Genomic DNA, 18,420 nt, shown 5'->3' on the forward strand with positions numbered 1-18,420 from the left:
CACAAAATCCAATTACTCGGCAAACGTGGGGCAAATTCGAGCCAAAGGCCAACTATTGAGCGAACTAAATTTTATCGGCCGCTTCCAAACCGCCGGCTCAACCCGGCCCTTCAGCCCTCAGCGCGCAGCTCAAACAATCTCGCCGTCTTCGGCTCCGGCAGCCGGACGCGAAGCACGCCGTCCGCCTTCGACCACTCGGCATCCGTTCCGCGCGGATCGGCCGGGTAAGCGCAGCGTACGGCCAGATCCAGCCCCTGCCAGCTTCCAAGCGGAAGCTGCAGCTCATCACTGCCTCCGGCGATGCGCCATACCGCGAGGTACAGCTTGCCGCCATGGCGCAGCCCGAAGCTGACCCAGTCGTCCTGCTGCTTTGGCAGCCCGATCGGCCATACCGGCAGCGCCTGCGGAATATCCGCGCGAATCGACTTGTAATAGTCGAGCGCTTCCTTAACGAGCTCGCGGCGGCGCGGGCTCAGCTCGGCCAGATGGCCGCTCTGGTGGACGCGGAGCAGCAGAGCGTTGACCATGTTGAAGATGACCTCTTCGTCATCGCCCTCGCGGAGCGGATACGACCAGACGGCGGACTGCTCCGGAGTGAGCGCAGCCGGCGAGCCGGCCGCGATCGCCGCATAGTTCACGTAATCCTCCTGGTCGCTCGTCGACTGGATGCTGTGGCGGCTCAGCATCGCATAATCCATCCGCATGCCGCCGCTCGAGCAGTTCTCGATGACGAGCTCGGGGTAGCGGACGAAAATACGGTCCAGCCAAGCGAGATAAGCCCGGTTATGCTGAAGAAGGCCGTCCCCGAAGCTGTCCGCGGCCGTCTCTGTCCCAATTCCGGCATTAATGTTGTAGTCCATCTTGATATAGCCGACGCCGTAATCCTCGACCAGGCGGCGGATGACCTCATCGGCATGCTGAATCACCTTCGGATTGCGGTAATCCAGCTGATACCGGCTGCGGTCCTTGACCCGTTTGCCGTGGCGCATGAAAAACCAGCTGTCGTCCGTCTCCGCAAGCTTCGGACTGTTGATGCCCATCACCTCCAGCTCCAGCCACAGGCCCGGGATCATCCCCTTGCCGCGGATGTAATCCAGCACATACTTGATCCCCTCCGGAAACCGCTCCTCGGAAGGCATCCATTCGCCTACGCCGTCCCACCATTCGCCCGGCGCATACCAGCCCGCGTCGATGCAGAAATATTCGCAGCCCACCTCGGCCGCAGCGTCAATGAGCGGCAGCAGCTTTTCCGTCGTCGGCGCTCCCCACAGGCAGTTCATATAATCGTTAAAAATAACCCTTAGCAGCTCATTATCCTCGTTCGGGCGCCTGATGCCTCTGCGGTACGCCGTCAGCTCGCCAATCGCCTGCTCAAAGCCGCCCTCGGCCGCACCAATAGCAAGCGGCACGGAGACAAATTCCTCCCCCGGCTGCAGCTTCACCCACCAATGGTTATCGTGCTCGGTCGGGCCGCTGATCAGCAGCGTGAGCAGATCCGACTGCTCGATGATCTCCCAGTGCCACGAGCCGTTATGCTCGATCTGCCAGAACAGTACCGTGCCCGCTTCCTCGTTCTCCAGCACCGCCATCGGAATATGCTCGGCGGCCGACCAGGAGCCCGTATTGCTGCAGGATACCCGCTTCGAGCCGCGGTCGATCAGATGCGACATGCCGAGCTCGGGCAGCTTGTACGACCGCCACTGCAGCTCGCTTTGCCACCCGTTGTGGGCGAGGAACAGCCTCATTTTGTCGTCGCGGTCGCGCTCCCCTTCCTTGTCCAGTCCGGTCAATGCGAAGGAGGACACATATTCCACCTCTACCTGGGACGCTCCCCCGTTGTTCAGCACCGTCCAGCAGCGCACGGTCCGCACGCCGTCATAAAATTGCATATGCTGCGTCGCCGTCACACCTGTCACCTCGTCGCGCAGCCGCAGCTCGAGCTTGCGCCCCAGCCCGTTCCGCGTGTCCTCATAGCCGTCGAACACCATCCGCAGCCCCGGATACGACGCCCGATGCGTCCGCCCGTGATACTCCGCCCGGTCCTCGCCCGTCAGCTGCAGCTCCAGCAGCCGGAAGCCCGGCTTTTGCTTCTCCGAAACGGTCAACTCTTCGAAGGGCCGCGCGCCGAAATGCAGCAGCCTCACATCGCCCTCGCCCGTCACTTCAATGACCAAATAAAGACCGTTTTCCTCCACTTTGATCGTCTGCTCCATGCTCATGCCGATCTCCCGCCTTCCTTTAAATATGCCTATAAAAAACTGAACTCAGCACCGCAAAGTGCTGAGTTCAGTGGGTGCTTACCGCACGACAGTCCGTGCCAAGCTTATTATTGAGCCGACCCGAATTGGATCCAGGCTTTCTGAATTTCGTCAATAGTCTGCTCTTTCGTTTTGCTGCCGCCGATATAGGCTTGCATCAGCTCGCCGAATTTTTGGTGGAACGTATCCAGAGAGTAGTTGACCGTCAGATCGCCCGATTTCTCCGTTTTCAAAATTTCTTCCATTTGCTTCGGCATTTCCAGGTCAGGAAGCGGAGCGTCCTTGATCGGAGGAATAACCTTCGCTACGTTAGAGAACCAGCTTTTGCCGTAATCCGATGTGTACAGCCAATTGAAAAATGCAATCGTTTCGTTCACAACAGCCGAATCCTTGTTGATGCGAAGCGCTTGGTCAGCGCCGGTAATCAGCTGCGTTTGCTCAGGCTTGTCGCTGACCGGGTAACCGACGATGCCGATCTCGAGGTCCGGGCTGATTTTTTTGATCGCTTCTTCGTCCCATGCGCCTTTGCCCGTCATGAAAGCGGCTTTGCCGGATGCGAAGTCGCTGACGCCGGCATTGCTGTCGCGCTCCAGAGGCTTATCCGTGCCGTGCTCAACGGTCAAGTCGATGAAGTTAAAGAAGTTGTCCTGCAGCACCGGGTGATCCTTGAACGTCGTTTCGCCGGCGATAAATTTACCGACCAGCTCCTTCGGCGTCGTGCCTGCATCTTCAGCGGCTGCGTTCACAAAGTTTTGGAAAATATGCTTCCATACCCACCACTCTTTATAAGCGTTGGCGAACGGCGTGATGCCTTTCGCTTCCAGCTTGGCGATAGCGTCGTTCATTTGTGCAGTCGTCTTCGGAACTTCGGTAATGCCTGCATCGGCCAGCAGCTTCTTGTTATATACCATGCTCATCAGGTTGCCCTTGACCGGCAGTCCGAGCACTTTGCCGTCCGAGGAGCTCATGTTGATTTTGACGGCGTCGGTCATGGCGGCCGCAAGCGGCTCGTTCGTCAGATCGGCGCTGTATTCGGCGAAGGTGTCGATGTCGCCGCCGGCTGTTGTCTGGAACACGTCAGGCGTGCTGCCTGCCGCAATTTTCGACTTCAATACGGTGTTATAGTCGGCTTGCATAATTTCGAGGTTGATCGTCACGTTCGGCTTTACTTTTTTGTATTCTGCGATGTATTGGTTAAAGGCGTCCGTGTATTCGGGCGAAGCGGTGAACATGTTGATCGTTACCGGCTTGTCTGCATTTCCTCCGTTATTAGCGGCGCCTTCGTTGCCCGCCGGAGCATTGTTGTTGCCTCCGCAAGCGGACAAAATGCCGGCTACGAGCGCGAGGCTGACGGACAAAGATAGCATTTTTTTCTTCATGGTGATGCCCCCATTTCCCTTATTGTTGTTGTCCTTGGTGCCTATTGTAGTGAAAAAGAAACAGGATAAGAATGCACATAAGTGAATAGTTAAGGGTAAAAAAGTGTAGTGACGCGTTTGTTCACTTTTTCTCCCCCGCCGCCGCTCCCGAACGGTATTCGGACGGAGATACGGAATAATAGTTCCGGAACGCCTTGCTGAAATAGTTTTTGTCCTTGTAGCCCAGCATTTCCGAAATATCCTGTATCTTCAGCCCCGGATCGTCCAGCAGCTCCTTGGCCTTGTCCATTCTGACCTTCTGCACATACTCGTGAATCCCGAAGCCGAACTGCTGCTTGAACAGCTTCATTAAGTATTCCCGGCTCAAAAAATACTTCTCTGCGAACATCGATATTTTGATATCCTCAAAATAATGGGTATCGATATACGTCTTAATATCCCCGATGTCGAACGGCTGATTCACCAGCTGCGATTTTCTGATTTCTCCGCCGTAAAAGTCAAGCAGCCCGTTAAGCAGCAGCTCGAACGATGCCAGAGAGTCAAAATCTGCGGACAAGCCGGCCGCCCGCAGCCCGCCCGCGCCGCCCAGCGGCAGCTGCTCGGGCTTTGCTCCAAGCTCGAGCGCGGCTTCGTTCAGCAAAATGACAAACTCGTGGAGAACGCGGTCCGCTTCGCCTAGACTAAAGAAGCCGGAGGCGCGCCAATTTTTCACGATTTCGCCGATGACGGCTTTCACGTTCTGGACGCTGCCGCTCTCAAGGCCCGCCCGGATCATCGCAATCCTTCCGGACAGAGTCATATACTCCTTGGCGGGCGCCGCTTGTGCTCTGTCAGGTACGGTATGTACAGCGCCGGACTTCAGCTTGAGAAGATCGATGCCGCTGAGCGCCGCTTTTGCCGCCTCATAAGAGGTGGCGATGTCCATGGCATCGGCGCTCGACGGTCCGACGCCCGCTACAACCAGGACGCCGAACAACTCTTTGAGCGTGGTTGCCACCTTGACCATCTGATGCAGGGAGCGGTAGGCGATATCCTCCGGATATCCGCCCTTCGTCGTGAGCACCGCGATCATCTCGCGGTCCTGCTTCGGGTTGGCAAAGCTGAACGCGTCGAAATGGCCGCCGGCTATTTCGTTAATCACGTTCGCGACCGCAAAATGCAGCAGCTCTTTATCGTCGTTAAACCTGTTTTTTCTCACCTGCTCCAGATTCAGCACGCGCAGCACCGCCACCGTAAACCGGCTCGCAGGATCATCGGCCCCGATGAGCGGCAGAAACGCCTCGTTCGATTGGCTTTTGAAGCTGCGTTCGATGATCGACTGGTACACCTTCTCCTTCAGCCGCGGCAGCGACATATTGAGCGTAATGTTGCGGTTGATGAACTCGCTTTCCCTCTTGCGCTTGGCATCCAGCAGATCGATCGCTTTGCGCAGCGCCTGGTTCAGATCGGCCCGATTCACCGGCTTCAGCAAATAATCGGCCACCTTCGAGCGGATCGCCTGCCTCGTATATTCAAAGTCGTTGTAGCCGCTGATGACGATCGTCGGCAGCTCGGGATACTCCCGTTCGATAATCTGGAGCAGCTCCAGCCCGTTCATCTCCGGCATTTTCATATCGATCATCGCCAAATCGATCTTGTGCTCGGCCAGCATGTCCAGGCCCATCCTGCCGTTCGTCGCCTCCAGCACTTCCCCGACGCCGAGCCCTTTCCAATCTCCAAGGATGCGGATCGCCTCGCGCAGCGGCTCCTCATCGTCAATTATGAGCACTTTGTACATGTCCCAAGCCTCCCCGCGGTAATAACATTTCCATCTCCGTGCCCGACTTATCCGTCTTAATGTTCAGCTCAGCCGCATCCCCGTACAGCAGCTTCAGCCTCGTATGCAAGTTGACCAGCCCGATGCTGTCGCCTTCATGCTCGCGGTTCTCCCATTCCCCCAGAAACGATTCGCGTACCTGCTCCAGCCTTCCGGGCGAGAAGCCCGGACCGTCATCGCGAACGGAAATCACGGCATGCCGTCCATCCAGCCTCGCCTCGATGTCGATGGTGACCGCGCTCGAAACCTTCTCGACCGCATGCTTGATCGCGTTTTCGACAAGCGTCTGAATCGACAGCTTGGGCATTTCCAGCTCCATCAGCGACTCCTCCCAGTCGTAACGAACCTGGAGCCGGCTTCCGAATCTGGCCTTTTGCAGCGACAAGTAATGTTCGATATGCTTCAGTTCCTCCCTGGCCTTCACGGTGTCCTTGCCGCTAATGCAATAGCGGAGCGTCAGCGCCAGGGAATCGACCATATCCGCTACGTCGTACGTTTCGTGCTTGAGGGCTTTGGTGGATATCGCCTGAAGCGCGTTGTATAGAAAGTGTGGGTTAATTTCCGCCTCCAGCGCTTTTAAGATCGCGTTTTTTTCGACAAGCTTCATTTTGTACCGCTCGTTGATCAGCTCGTTCGTCCTTCGGACCATTTGGTTAAAATGGCGCGATAAATAAGCGATTTCATCGCGTCCCTTTACCTCCGCCTCCGCATCGAAATCGCCGGCGCTGAACCGGTTCATCTGATACGAAAGCTTCTTCAACGGCCTCGTAATGGCGTTCGAAAAATAAATGACGAGAATGACCGCAAGCAGCAGAAACGCAAGCCCGAGCGAAAAGCTGAGGTTGCGCGCCTGAGTCGCCGCCTCGTCGATTTGCGTATACGGAATCGGCTTGACCAGCTTCCAGCCGCTCTGTCCGGCGACGTCGTAGACGACCAAATATTTTTGCTGTCCGTCCTGCCAGGTCAGGCGGCCGCCTCCTTCCTCCGCCAGCTCCTCCGTCAGCTTGCTCTCTTTCATCCGTCCGTAGACGGCCGGATCGTCCGCATAAAACAACGTATTGTCCGGACTGAGATACATCAAATGCTGACCTTCGCTGAACGGCACATCCTTCAGAATGTCGTCGCGTCCCGCCGGAGTGAAATAAAAGGACAGCACCGCCTGCGGCTCGCGCGTCGCGATCGAGCGCAAAACGCGGTGATACGCCATAAAGATTTGTCCCGTGTCAAGCTTGTACCCCGTTTCCTCGCCGCTTCCCTGCACGAACGACTGGTAAGAGCTGTTGGCGCCGCTTTTCATCGCCCGCCCGTACCACGGCAAGCCGCTTATGTCCGTATCCAGGCCAGTCCGAACGGTAATATTGTAATTTTCCTTTGTGACGGCATAATATTTTTTCTCTTTCACCACATACAGATAGATGGCCTTCAAATCTCTGCGGGAATAATACAGCTCCCTCAAATAATCCTCGACGTACATCCTCGACGCATAATCCTCGGATTCGTGATTGATGGCGTAGACGATTTCGTCAAACCGGTTTTGCGGAAGCGACAGCTGCTCCATTCCCGCCAAATACTCCTCCAGGTTGCGGTTGACGAGCAGCAGATTGTTGGAGGTGCTTGCGATGCTGCCTTCGACCGCTTCCTTTTGCAGCATCCTGTACGAAATAAAGGTGAGCGAGCCGACGACGAGTATAATAATGGTCGTGAAAAGCAAAATAAGCTTGTTCACCAGCCTTCTCGACAGACGCTCCTTCATGGATTGAAAGGCTTTAGCCGTGCGGTTCATCCTGACGTTCACCATCCTTTCGACTATTCATTCGGTTCACCTTTTTACCCCTAACTGTTTTGTAAAATCCATTTTTGCTCGTATACCGCTGAATTATAATACAAAACATACACGAACTGCGATGAAAGAGGTGCTACGATGTTTAAATCATTAGGGGGAAAATGGAGCGAGAAGCTTGAATTCGGCATTTTTACGCTGCCGGTATTAATCTGTATCGCCGTAGCTTTCTATATCCCGTTCGCGATGACGATCCGGTATTCCATGACGAAATGGAACGGCATTTCCAAACACCCGACCTTTGTCGGCCTTGATAATTTCAAGCAAATCTTTATGGGTGACACGAACTTTGCGAATTCGGCATGGTTCACGATAAAATACGCGGTATTGTACATCGTGCTGGTCAATGTGCTGGCGATTCTGCTTGCGGTCATTCTCGACATGAAGCTGAGGACGACGTCGTGGCTGCGCGCCGCATTTTTTATCCCGTATATTCTTAGTCTCGTCATCGTCGGCTTTATCTGGAAGTTCATTTTCATGCAAGGCTTCGAATCGCTTGGCGAAAGCACAGGCTGGGGCATTTTCGGACTGAGCTGGCTCGGCGAGCCGGGGCTTGCGTTTATCTCGATTCTGCTCGTCTCCATCTGGCAGTCGATCGGCTTCTATCTGGTTATCTACATTGCGGGCCTGCAGTCGGTGCCGGACGATTTGAAGGAAGCCGCAACCGTGGACGGCGCCGGAGCCGTCAGAAGGTTCTTCAGCATTACGCTGCCGCTGCTTGCTCCATCGATTACGATTTCCGTTTTCATGGCGCTGACCAACTCGATCAAAGTATTCGACGTCATTTTGTCGCTTACCGGCGGCGGACCGGGCGGCACGACTTACAGTATCGCTTATGACATCTATAGAGACACGTTCCAGAACAACCTGTACGGCTACGGAACGGCAAAAGCGCTCATTCTGTTCGTTGCGGTACTAATTGTAACGATCGTTCAGCTGACGCTCTTCAAACGCAGGGAGGTTGAAGCCTAATGAAAAACCACAACAAAACCAAGGCAGGCCGCATCGTACTCGAAATCGTTATGGTGCTGCTCTCTCTCGTGTTCCTGTACCCGCTGTTTCTGGCTATCAACAACTCGTTCAAAAGCTTCGGCGAGGTCATGACCGACGTCGTCGCTTTGCCGAAGCAGCTCGTATTCGAGAACTATTCGTACGTATGGTCGTTCATCAACTATCCGAAGCTGTTCCTGAACAACTTCATCATTACGGGACTCGGACTCCTCGGCATCATTCTCGTCTCTTCCATCGCGGCTTATAAGCTGGCAAGAACGAAAACGCGCTGGAGCGCTTTGCTCTACATGCTGTGCATTATGCCGATGCTTATTCCGTTCCAATCGATCATGCTCACCGTGCTGCAGCTGGCGAAGGATATGAACCTGTCCGAAAGCACATGGGGTCTCGGCCTTCTGTACTGGGGCTTCGGCGCCCCGCTCGCCGTCTTCATCTATCACGGCTTCGTGAAGGGCATTCCGAAGGAAATCGACGAGAGCGCGACGATTGACGGCGCTTCGGGCTTCAAGCTGTTTTTCCTCGTCATCTTCCCGCTGCTGAAGTCGGTAACGACGACGATCGTCATCATCGACGTCATGTGGATCTGGAACGACTTCCTGCTGCCGCTCCTTATGGTGAACGGCTCGCCGGATACGAAGACGCTGACGCTTGCGGCTTACACCTTCGTCGGCCAATACACGTCGGACTGGCAATACGCGATGACCGCCATGGTGATGGCCGTTCTGCCTTCCATCATCGTGTTCATCTTCCTGCAAAAGTACATCGTCAAAGGTGTCGTTGCAGGTGCGGTGAAGGGATAAGCGCATTGGTTCGCGAAAAAAAAAGAGCTGCATCGTTGGTCATGGGATTAGTCCCGCGGACCTCGATGCAGCTCTTTTGCGTAGACGATTAATGGAATCAGTCCCGTGGACTTCGATTCAGCTCAATGAGGAAAGAAGGACGGAGGTTGTTCGCGGTCCATCCTTCTTTCACTTTATACTCCGTCGCCTGCTTAAACTCCTCTAAACGCCACCGGCATATCCGTCAACGCGTTAAGTCACATTTTATCATTACACTTCCGCTCGCCTGGCCACTTTGCGGTTCTTATGTACTTTCTGCAGCAGAGCTCGTCACTAACTCCCCGCTCCGTCCATCCACTGCACTTTTTGCAGCAGATCGGCGCTCCTACGTCCAAAACGTTAAAATGTGTCCCCCTTCTGCTGCATTAGTGCATTCTAGTTCGTCTGATGCCTATTCATTTCAGGTTTCTGCTGCATTTTCTACATCAGAGACAACGGCTGCACAACCGGGAGCTGCACCGCACTTGCTGCACAGCTAATTTTCTTCAATCAGCTCGTCCAGCTTTCGCTGCCGCTTCCTTTCGCGCGCCCGGTAAATGCGGTGCTCTTCCTTCAGCGAACGGAGAAGTGCGGCGCACATGCCGCCAATAATGAGAGCAAACGGCAGCGACGTCACGATTGATGCTGTCTGCAGGCCGTTCAATCCCCCGCTCACGAGAAGCACAATCGCAATCGTGGATTGCAGAATGCCCCAAATGATTTTCACCTTATTCGTCGGATTCGGACTGCCGTTCTGTGACAGCATGCCGAGCACGAAGGTCGCGGAATCGGCTGACGTAATGAAGAAAATAACGATCAGAAGCGTAGCGATGCCGGATGCGAGCATGCCCAGCGGCAGCTCCTTCAACGTCAGAAACAGCACTGATGTCACATCCTCTACAGCTGCCTCGGCCAGCGGAACGTTCTCGAACAGCTGCAGGTGCAGTCCCGTCCCGCCAAATACGGAGAACCAGAAGAAGCCGAGCAGGCTTGGTACGAGCAGCACGCCCAGAACAAATTCCTTGATCGTCCTGCCCTTCGACACGCGCGCGATAAATGTTCCTACGAACGGCGCCCAAGCAATCCACCAGGCCCAATAGAACAGAGTCCAGTTTCCAATCCATTTGCTTTGGGAGAACGGAGTCAAGCGCAAACTCATCTGGATTAAATTTTGAACGTATGAACCGAGCGTAACGGTGAATGTATCCATCAGAAAAGATGTCGGTCCGACCACAAATACAAAAAGCAGCAGGATGAAAGCAATATACAAGTTTGTAGTGCTCAATATTTTTATCCCGCGATCGAGTCCGCTTGTAGCCGACAAGATGAACAGCACCGTCACAATAGCGATAATCCAGATCTGGGAACCGACGCTGCTGCTGAGGCCGAATATCGCGTTCAGCCCGCCGTTAATTTGCAGCGCCCCAAGCCCCAAAGAAGTTGCTACCCCGAAGGCCGTCGCGATAATAGACAGCGTATCGATCCCTTTGCCAATCGGGCCGTTTACGCGGTCTCCAATCAGCGGATAAAAGGTTGCGCTGATCAGCCCTTTACGTCCCTTCCGGAACTGATGATACGCCAGCGTAAGACCGACAATCGTATAAACCGCCCAAGGATGCAGCCCCCAGTGAAAAAAAGAATACCGCATCGCAACTCGAGCAGCCTCTGCCGAGCCGCCCGATACCCCTTCCGGCGGAGTCAGGAAGTGTGACAACGGCTCTGCAATGCCCCAGAACACGAGCCCAATCCCCATTCCTGTACTGAACAGCATCGCAAACCAGGCAAGCAGTGAAAATTCGGGTTCATCATCGTCCTTTCCCAGCTTGTACCCCCCGTATTTGCCAAACGCCAATGCAAACGAAAAAATAAGGAACCCGAACATGGCCAGCAAATAAAACCACCCGAACTTTTCAATCGTAAAAGTAAACACCACTCCAGCTGCATCCGCAAGCCGCTCAGGCATCAACGCCCCCCAAATAACGAAGGCGGCAATGATGGCAATCGCTATGTAGAACACCATTGACAGCTCCTCCTTTCGGCACTTCCGGTAGCTTACCCTTAAGAGGAGGGAATTATAGGCAGGAAACGGATACGAACATAAATAGGACAGCTCACGTTAACTTCGCGGCTGTCCTTTAGCTTATGCGCTTTATCCCGTTAAACCGGACGCTCAATCGAAAACTGCTCCCCAAGCTTCGCGTAATCGCTGCCTGCCAAGCGGCTTACCGGCTGCAAAGCTTTCGCATTAATGCGTCCGCCCTTATACAGCGAATCGTCGATATGAAACTGGACCACGCGGCCGATCAACAAGTCGCAGGCCGGCGCATCGGAGGTGCCTCCCAGCTGCAGCGCCTGCTCCAGTACACATTCCATCCGAATTTTCGCCTCGGCCACTCCAGGCACTTTGACCTTGCCGCTAGCTACTGCCGTCAAGCCGGCCCGCTCGATCTCACTTACCTCCGGGGGCAAAAGCGCAGCCGTTTCATTCATCGCCTCAATATAACCTTCGTCCGCTACATGAACGACGAATTCTCCCGAAGCGATGGCATTACGGGCTGTATCCTTCGGAATGCCGCCCTGCTTGCGCTGCACCGAAACCGCGACCATCGGCGGATTGGCTGACACGATATTGAAAAAGCTGAACGGCGCCCCGTTGAGCACCCCGTCCTCCGATAGCGTCGTAACAAAAGCGATCGGGCGCGGAATAATACTGCCTATAAGCAGCTTGTAATTATCTTGTACGCTTTGACTAGTTGGATCAATCGCGATCACGGCTGCACCTCCCTTTTCTAACAATTCTAGATGACTGCCTTAACAGCAGCATCGGCTACAGATTACTTCTCATTACCAGAAATCCCTGGTCTACGTAACTGTATTTGCTGCAATTATTTTTCGGGAAATAATCTCCTTGAACAAATAACGGGATTGCTGCATCTAGATCAGCCGCCAATCACTGGAACAAGCCAAGCAACAGGATTTAACTGTACATAATCCGGTTGCTTGGCTCAACACCCGCATGTCGCCGAAATTAGCTGGATGCCATCCATTTAAATGCTCGACCGTACGGCCGGCTGCTTTAAGTCTGCAGCCTGACCGCAAGCTCGAGCGCTCGCCCGATTACTTAAACGCTTCCTGGTACCACCCCGCCGCGGCCGCAACCTCGGAGCCCGTCAGCTGATGGCCGAACCTTTCCCAGTGGGTTGTTACGTTTGCCCCAGCCGAGCTTAGCAGCTCCTTAAGCTCCTCCGTTTCCTGCGGCGAGCAGATCGGATCGTTCGAGCCGGCCCCGATGAAGACGGGAACGCCGCCCAGGTCCGGCAGCTGAACTCCGCGGATCGGCACCATCGGATGGTGGAGAATCGCCCCGCGCAGTGAATCCCGGTAGTGGAACAGCAGGCTGCCTGCAATGTTTGCGCCGTTAGAGTAGCCGACAGCCACGATATTTCTGCGGTCAAACCCGTATTCCTCCGCCGCGCTGTCGAGGAACTCATGGAGCTCCTTCGTCCGGAAGACCAAATCCTCCAGATCGAACACTCCTTCAGCCAGCCTGCGAAAAAAACGCGGCATCCCATTTTCCAGCACATTGCCCCTCACGCTTAACACTGAGGATGCCGGCGACAGCCGTTCGGCGAGCGGGAGCAAGTCCCGCTCCGTCCCGCCGGTGCCATGCAGCAGCAGCAGCACCGGAGCACCGGAATCCGTACCTTTTACGAAAATATGCTTCATTGTTGGTCGCCCTCCAATACCCGCACCTCAAACGGAGTTAACAGCTGCTCGATTTGAGCTCTATGCGGTTCGTACCATTCCGGCAGCATCAGTTTGCCGCCAAGGTGAGCCTGCTCCTCGTCCCGGGCAAAGCCTGGAGGATCCGTCGCGATTTCGAACAAAATGCCGCCTTCCTCGCGGAAGTACAGAGCGTTAAAGTACTGCCGGTCGACGATCGGGGTAGGCTGGTAGCCGTTGCTTGCCACATGGCTTCTCCACAGTGCGTGCTCGGCATCGTCTTTTGCTCTCCAGGCAATATGGTGAACCGTGCCGGCCCCGCCATGTCCAGGCTCCATCGCATCCACATTCACATCGATGACATTGCCGATGTCGCTCGTCGCTCTAAACCTTGCGTATCCGCCTTCCTCGCCGATTTTCACAAGTCCCATTACGTTAACGAGGAGATTCGCTGTTTTCTCAGGAGCCCCGCTGTAAAGAATCGCGCCGCCGAATCCTTTGATCGCTTTGTCCGCCGGTACGCCGCCGAACGACCAGGTGCTTGCCGGACCTTCGGCCCGTGCCACGATTTCCGCTTTCAGGCCATCCGGATCGGCAAATTGCAGATACCGCTCCCCGAACCGTTCCGTCTCTTCTGCCGCTACGTTCAGTTTTGCCAGGCGCTCTTTCCAGAAATCGTAAGCGTCCTCAGGCACGACATATGTCGTTACTCCGACCTGCCCGGCGCCGATGCGGCCTTTCCGGGAGTTGGCCCATGGGAAAAACGTAATGATCGTGCCCGGGCTTCCGTACTCATCGCCAAAGTATAAGTGATACACTTCAGGAGCGTCGAAATTGATCGTTTTTTTCACGAGGCGAAGCCCAAGCACCCCTGCGTAAAAGTCAGCCGTTTGCTGCGGATTTCTTACAAAAGCCGTAATATGGTGAATACCTGCCGTTTGGTTTACTTGATTTGTCATAATAAATCACTCCTCATTTTTATTTTAAAGATGATTTTGTTTGCCGTACACTTTAATTTATTAGTTCAAAAAAGCATCTACCGAGTAATCGCCTGCACCGATCAAAGCTACTCCTATAGCAATGGCTATCAGCACCAAATTGTATTCATAGCCGTTCGAAGTCGACCAAATTCCATTTGCGCCATGCACTTTCACGATCGCGACCAGCATCGTCATTACGATAAGCGCCGCGGCCAGCGGAGTCAGCAATCCAAGCGTGAACAGCAGTCCTCCGACAAGCTCCATCAGTCCGGCAACGACGGCCATCGCGACTCCCGGCTTCACACCGATCGATTCGAGCCAGCCCCCGGTTCCCTTGATTCCGTAACCTCCGAACCAGCCGAACAGCTTCTGCGCTCCATGTCCGACAAACAACAAACCTACAACCACACGTACGATCAACAATCCCAATGCAATAGTCATTTTAAATTCCTCCAATTTTTAATTTATTATTTTGAGAATCTTTAATTTAAGATATTAGACAAAAGTTGAACGGACCCTGGTCCGCAACGACATTCCTTACAAAAAACATTACCGCAATCATTCCTGTCTGCTACTTGAAATGCTCCTGGGCATATCTGCCGAGCTTCTTCAACAGCCCGCTTGCCATGCTCTTCTCCTCGGACGTCAAGCCGTTAACCGCAAACTCGATCGCCTTCGTATGAGCCGGAAATACACTCTCGATGAACTGGTTGCCTCTTTCCGTCAGCTCTGCATAAATGAGCCGTCTATCCTCCGTCGAAGCCCTGCGACGCACCATCTCCTTCTTCTCCAGCTTATCGACTACATACGTAATGTTGCCGCTGCTCATCAGCACCTTCTCGCCGATTTGCTGCAAAGGCTGAGGACCTTTATGGTACAGCAGCTCAAGCACGCCGAATTCCGTCCGGTTCAAGCCATTGCTGCGTATATCGCGATCCGCGTGCGCGTTCACCCACTGGCTCGCTCTCGACAGCGCGATGTAAAGATCCAGAGCTTCGTTTTGCTTTCCCTCTGCCATATTCTCACTTCCTCTCTACCGGCGGCGTATGTCTTTAATTCAAATATCTTGATTTAAAGATAATACAATTGCGATCAGTTGTCAACACTTTTTCTAAAGAAATTCCGATCCGACTTTCCTAAAATAATTCCTACTATTATATGCCCATTTTTGAAGGCCCTTTTGGGATGATATTTCGAAAACAATGTACACGTTTATTAGATGTATAATCTAAATATCTAATTTTGCAAAAGCGCTCCGCACCAACCTCGTCTCTATATAAGCTCCCCCATTTTTGCCCCGGCTAGTCGGTTTACGTAAAAACAGCTTGTTCTCCTCCTTAAACGGGCTTTTTGTGACAAATTACGCCCTTTATCGCATCATTGTTTCATGTTATGTCAATATAACTTACGCAATAAATCGAAGGCTGACGTGTTTTGCGGTGAAATCCCGATACGAAGAGCGGATAAAGCCTATTCGATTGTTGCAGGAGGTGAGGGAGGGGATGAAATAATTGTTGACACCAATCGAGTCGATCCGTGAAAAACAGAGCTGCGAGACCGGGCTGAGTACCTGCAGACATTTGCGCCCTCGTCGTCTGCACCCTCAAACTTGAGTATGATTTACCCTTCCATTCCCCTCGGCGCACCGTACAGTGAACGGCAATGAACGGCATTAACGTCACATGGATCAACATAATTCCCCATTTCCTGACGCGCTTGATGTGGTAACATTAACCTATTCCATCACGCTATTCGGCAGCTGGGTTCAGTTCTAAATAAAGGAGTCGATCGGCATGCTGCACATTGTTAACGGAGATTCGGTAGGCAATAAGCTGAAACAGGGCGGAATGGAAGGAGACGTATTCGTCTGGCGGGAGATTTATACGGAGGGTCCGGTTTTTCGTCGTCCGGAGCAGCCGGAGAACAGTCTCGCAAGAGGACAATTTCTGGAGCAAAAGCTCGGCATTCCGCTCAAGGAATGGCTCGATGGTGCCGAAGGGCTAAGACGACAGCTGGAGGAGTTGAGCCATTACGATGAAGTCGTGCTCTGGTTCGAACATGATCTGTTCGATCAGACTATGCTTTGCCGGCTGCTTCACGGGTTAGCCGCGCAAAATCTCGGGAATACAAAGCTGCAGCTCCTCAGCATCGGCGAATATCCCAGCATCGAGCCGTTTCACGGCTTGGGCCAGCTGTCTGCCGAGCAGCTGATCGGCCTCGCCGGCACCTGGCAGCCTGTTACCGCCGAGCAGCTCCTGCTGGGCAAGCGGGCTTGGGAGGCTTATACGGAGGAATCGCCGGGAGCTATTCTGGAGCTGCTTCGGGAAGACACGTCTGCGCTGCCCTTCCTGCGCGATGCGTTTTTCCTGCACCTGGCCCGCTTCCCCTCTGTCCAAAACGGATTAGGCATCGTAGAGCAAACGACGCTTGATCTGCTTCTCTCAGGCGTCGAACAGCCGCTGCCGCTGTTCCGGCAAACTGGAGACAAGCTGAACCTGCTGGGCATGGGCGATCTCCAATACTGGGCTTCTCTCCGGCGTTTAGCACAGGCTGAGCAGCCGCTTATAGAGATAGACGGTCCGTTTCTAGGGTTTCACGACAATCCGGAGCCTTTTATCCGGCGGCAAGTTACACTAACCGAATTAGGCGAGAAGCTCGCGCGCCATCAAGCCGACTGGGTCGCGCTAAACGGGATTGACGACTGGCTGGGCGGCGTAAGGCTCTCGGGCAAAGCGGGCGTTTGGCGATGGGATTCCGAACGCGAGAAGCTTGTAAAGGGATCCGGTCAGGTCTGATCGGCGTAAGCCATTCGTCCGACTTCGCTGCTGGAAAGCCCTTGCCATGCAGTCTGTAACGGCTGCAGCCACGCCAGACAACGCGAACAGAGCTGTCTCTAACGGTCATGCAGTGACCGGGAGACAGCTCTGTTCGTATGGTTTAGAAGACCTATCCTTGAACTGGCTGCCTCCACCACGCCGCTGTCGGATACGCATTTCCGCCGATCGTGACCGTCTCCCCGATTTTCGGTGTCGTTATGATTGCATTAAGGCGTATAGCCGCGGCTACCGCGCGCTCGACCGGGTCGGTCCAATCATGCAAAGAAAGCGAGAATGCGCCCCAATGAATCGGCACCATCACCTTGCCCCTCACGTCCAGATGCGCCTGCACCGTTTCCTCCGGCATCATATGAATCGCAGCCCAGCGCTCATTATATTGTCCGCATTCCATCAAAGTCAGGTCGAAAGGGCCGTATTGAGCGCCGATCTCCTTGAAGTGAGGCCCGTACCCGCTGTCCCCGCTAAAAAACACCTTCGCCTCCCGCCCGTGTATGACCCACGAGCACCAGAGCGTCGCATTCCGGTCCGTCACACTCCTTCCCGAGAAATGCCTCGCCGGCGTGCAAGCAAGCCGAAGCCCTTCGTACTCGGTTTCCTCCCACCAGTCATGTTCTTCAATCCGCGAAGGCTCGATTCCCCAACGCTCCAGATGCGGCCCTACGCCAAGCGGCACAAAAAAGCGCTTCGCCTTATCCTTCAGCTTCAGAATCGAGCCGTAATCCAAATGGTCATAATGGTCATGCGAGATGATCACGGCGTCTATAACCGGCAAACGTTCCAGCTCCAGTGGAAGTTTCTTGCTGTATCTTTTCCCCCCGATAGCCGGAAACGGGGACGGCGCACGGCCGAACATCGGATCCAGCAGCAGCGTTTTTCCGTCCAGCTGCAGCATGGCCGCCGAATGGCCGAACCATGTTACCATAGGACGGCTTGAAGCGCCGCGCTCCAATGCCGCGATGCTGACCTGCTCAGGCACTAATGGAGAAGACGGCCGGCCCTTCGGATTGCCTTTTACCATTTGAACCAGCACCTTCAACATATCGCCCGGCGGCATATCCATCGAGGTAGGAATCATATTGACGAATTTCCGCGTGTCATGCTGCTTGGAGCTGCTTAGGCGCTGCCTCTTCGACTTCGAAGGCGCCGAACCGAACGCGGGATAAAAAGCGATAACCAGATAAACAACCAGCAAAAAGACCAAAATGCCCATTACCGCAAAAACCGCTGTCAATTCACTCTACCCCTTTTCCATGACAAAATAAAAATCGTTAGTAGAAGCATACGCTGATGCTTTACTAACGATTTTATATTATTTGTTAAGGTTGAATCCACTTTGCCGCTTTACGCGGCCGACCGGGGCTCTACGCCCTTTTGACGGAACGCATAATCGCGCTCAGGATAAGGACGACGACCACCGCTCCGATCAGCGCCGGAATGACTGCAAAGCCGCCGACATCAGGACCCCAATCCCCTAGTATGAAACCCCCAAGCCACGCTCCGATAAAGCCTGCAATAATATTGCCGATAATGCCTCCCGGAACGTCGCGGCCCGCAATCAGACCGCCAAGCCAACCGATAATACCACCGACGATTAATGCCCACAAAAATCCCATGCTGTATTTCCCCTTTCTTGTTTGGATTTCTTACTCTTGAATACACCTAATCCTCCGATTTGAAACGTCTATATCCACATCCATTTTCGAATATGTGTACAAGTGGGGCCGAAAATCCGGTGAAATCCGCTTTTTCGACGCCTTT

15 protein-coding genes are annotated in these 18,420 nt (G+C 54.1%); 3 read left to right on the forward strand and 12 right to left on the reverse strand.

Annotated features, from left to right (window positions below):
- Positions 1-110: 110 nt before the first annotated feature.
- The 4 genes from KP806_RS14515 to KP806_RS14530 form a co-directional block, all read right to left on the reverse strand.
- Positions 111-2,219, reverse strand: a complete 2,109-nt coding sequence (locus KP806_RS14515) for a glycoside hydrolase family 36 protein (protein WP_397376402.1) — start codon at positions 2,217-2,219, stop codon at positions 111-113.
- Between the two features lie 107 nt (positions 2,220-2,326).
- The gene (locus tag KP806_RS14520) at positions 2,327-3,637 is read right to left on the reverse strand and encodes an ABC transporter substrate-binding protein (RefSeq protein WP_224724419.1); all 1,311 of its coding nucleotides are present in this window, start codon (positions 3,635-3,637) and stop codon (positions 2,327-2,329) included.
- 121 nt (positions 3,638-3,758) lie between these two features.
- Positions 3,759-5,414 carry a response regulator gene (locus tag KP806_RS14525; RefSeq protein WP_224724420.1) on the reverse strand — a complete coding sequence of 552 codons (1,656 nt, stop codon included), beginning with the start codon at positions 5,412-5,414 and terminating at the stop codon, positions 3,759-3,761.
- Positions 5,392-7,236, reverse strand: a complete 1,845-nt coding sequence (locus tag KP806_RS14530) for a sensor histidine kinase (RefSeq protein WP_224724421.1) — start codon at positions 7,234-7,236, stop codon at positions 5,392-5,394. Before KP806_RS14530 ends, KP806_RS14525 begins: the two co-directional genes overlap by 23 nt.
- A gap of 138 nt (positions 7,237-7,374) precedes the next feature.
- On the opposite strand from KP806_RS14530, the gene KP806_RS14535 reads away from it, so the two are divergent.
- Positions 7,375-8,265, forward strand: coding sequence for a carbohydrate ABC transporter permease (locus tag KP806_RS14535; RefSeq protein ID WP_224724422.1), 891 nt, complete (start codon positions 7,375-7,377; stop codon positions 8,263-8,265).
- The gene (locus KP806_RS14540) at positions 8,265-9,104 is read left to right on the forward strand and encodes a carbohydrate ABC transporter permease (RefSeq protein ID WP_224724423.1); all 840 of its coding nucleotides are present in this window, start codon (positions 8,265-8,267) and stop codon (positions 9,102-9,104) included. The genes KP806_RS14535 and KP806_RS14540 overlap by 1 nt, the downstream gene beginning before the upstream one ends.
- 514 nt (positions 9,105-9,618) lie before the next feature.
- Here the strand turns inward: KP806_RS14540 and KP806_RS14545 are convergent.
- From KP806_RS14545 to KP806_RS14570, 6 genes are all read right to left on the reverse strand, one after another.
- Complete coding sequence (locus KP806_RS14545; RefSeq protein WP_224724424.1) at positions 9,619-11,142, reverse strand: glycine betaine uptake BCCT transporter; 1,524 nt, start codon at positions 11,140-11,142, stop codon at positions 9,619-9,621.
- Between the two features lie 137 nt (positions 11,143-11,279).
- A complete protein-coding gene (locus KP806_RS14550; RefSeq protein ID WP_224724425.1) occupies positions 11,280-11,894 on the reverse strand; it encodes a flavin reductase family protein in 615 nt (204 codons plus the stop codon).
- A 345-nt stretch (positions 11,895-12,239) separates the two neighbouring features.
- The gene (locus tag KP806_RS14555) at positions 12,240-12,848 is read right to left on the reverse strand and encodes an alpha/beta hydrolase (protein WP_224724426.1); all 609 of its coding nucleotides are present in this window, start codon (positions 12,846-12,848) and stop codon (positions 12,240-12,242) included.
- The gene (locus KP806_RS14560; protein ID WP_224724427.1) at positions 12,845-13,804 is read right to left on the reverse strand and encodes a ring-cleaving dioxygenase; all 960 of its coding nucleotides are present in this window, start codon (positions 13,802-13,804) and stop codon (positions 12,845-12,847) included. Before KP806_RS14560 ends, KP806_RS14555 begins: the two co-directional genes overlap by 4 nt.
- Positions 13,805-13,864: 60 nt before the next feature.
- Entirely contained in the window at positions 13,865-14,266 is a 402-nt protein-coding gene (locus tag KP806_RS14565; protein WP_224724428.1) for a DoxX family protein, read from the reverse strand.
- A 130-nt stretch (positions 14,267-14,396) separates the two neighbouring features.
- Positions 14,397-14,843: a MarR family winged helix-turn-helix transcriptional regulator gene (locus tag KP806_RS14570; protein WP_224724429.1), complete on the reverse strand. Its 447-nt coding sequence runs from the start codon at positions 14,841-14,843 to the stop codon at positions 14,397-14,399.
- A gap of 775 nt (positions 14,844-15,618) precedes the next feature.
- Here KP806_RS14570 and KP806_RS14575 point away from each other — a divergent pair.
- Entirely contained in the window at positions 15,619-16,620 is a 1,002-nt protein-coding gene (locus KP806_RS14575) for a DUF1835 domain-containing protein (RefSeq protein WP_224724430.1), read from the forward strand.
- Between the two features lie 151 nt (positions 16,621-16,771).
- Here KP806_RS14575 and KP806_RS14580 read toward each other — a convergent pair whose 3' ends face one another.
- Positions 16,772-17,737, reverse strand: a complete 966-nt coding sequence (locus KP806_RS14580; RefSeq protein WP_397376406.1) for an MBL fold metallo-hydrolase — start codon at positions 17,735-17,737, stop codon at positions 16,772-16,774.
- 286 nt (positions 17,738-18,023) lie between these two features.
- Complete coding sequence (locus KP806_RS14585) at positions 18,024-18,275, reverse strand: GlsB/YeaQ/YmgE family stress response membrane protein (protein ID WP_224724432.1); 252 nt, start codon at positions 18,273-18,275, stop codon at positions 18,024-18,026.
- Positions 18,276-18,420 lie beyond the last annotated feature (145 nt).

It is taken from the genome of Paenibacillus vietnamensis (genome assembly GCF_020169515.1).
GTDB lineage: Bacteria > Bacillota > Bacilli > Paenibacillales > Paenibacillaceae > Pristimantibacillus > Pristimantibacillus vietnamensis.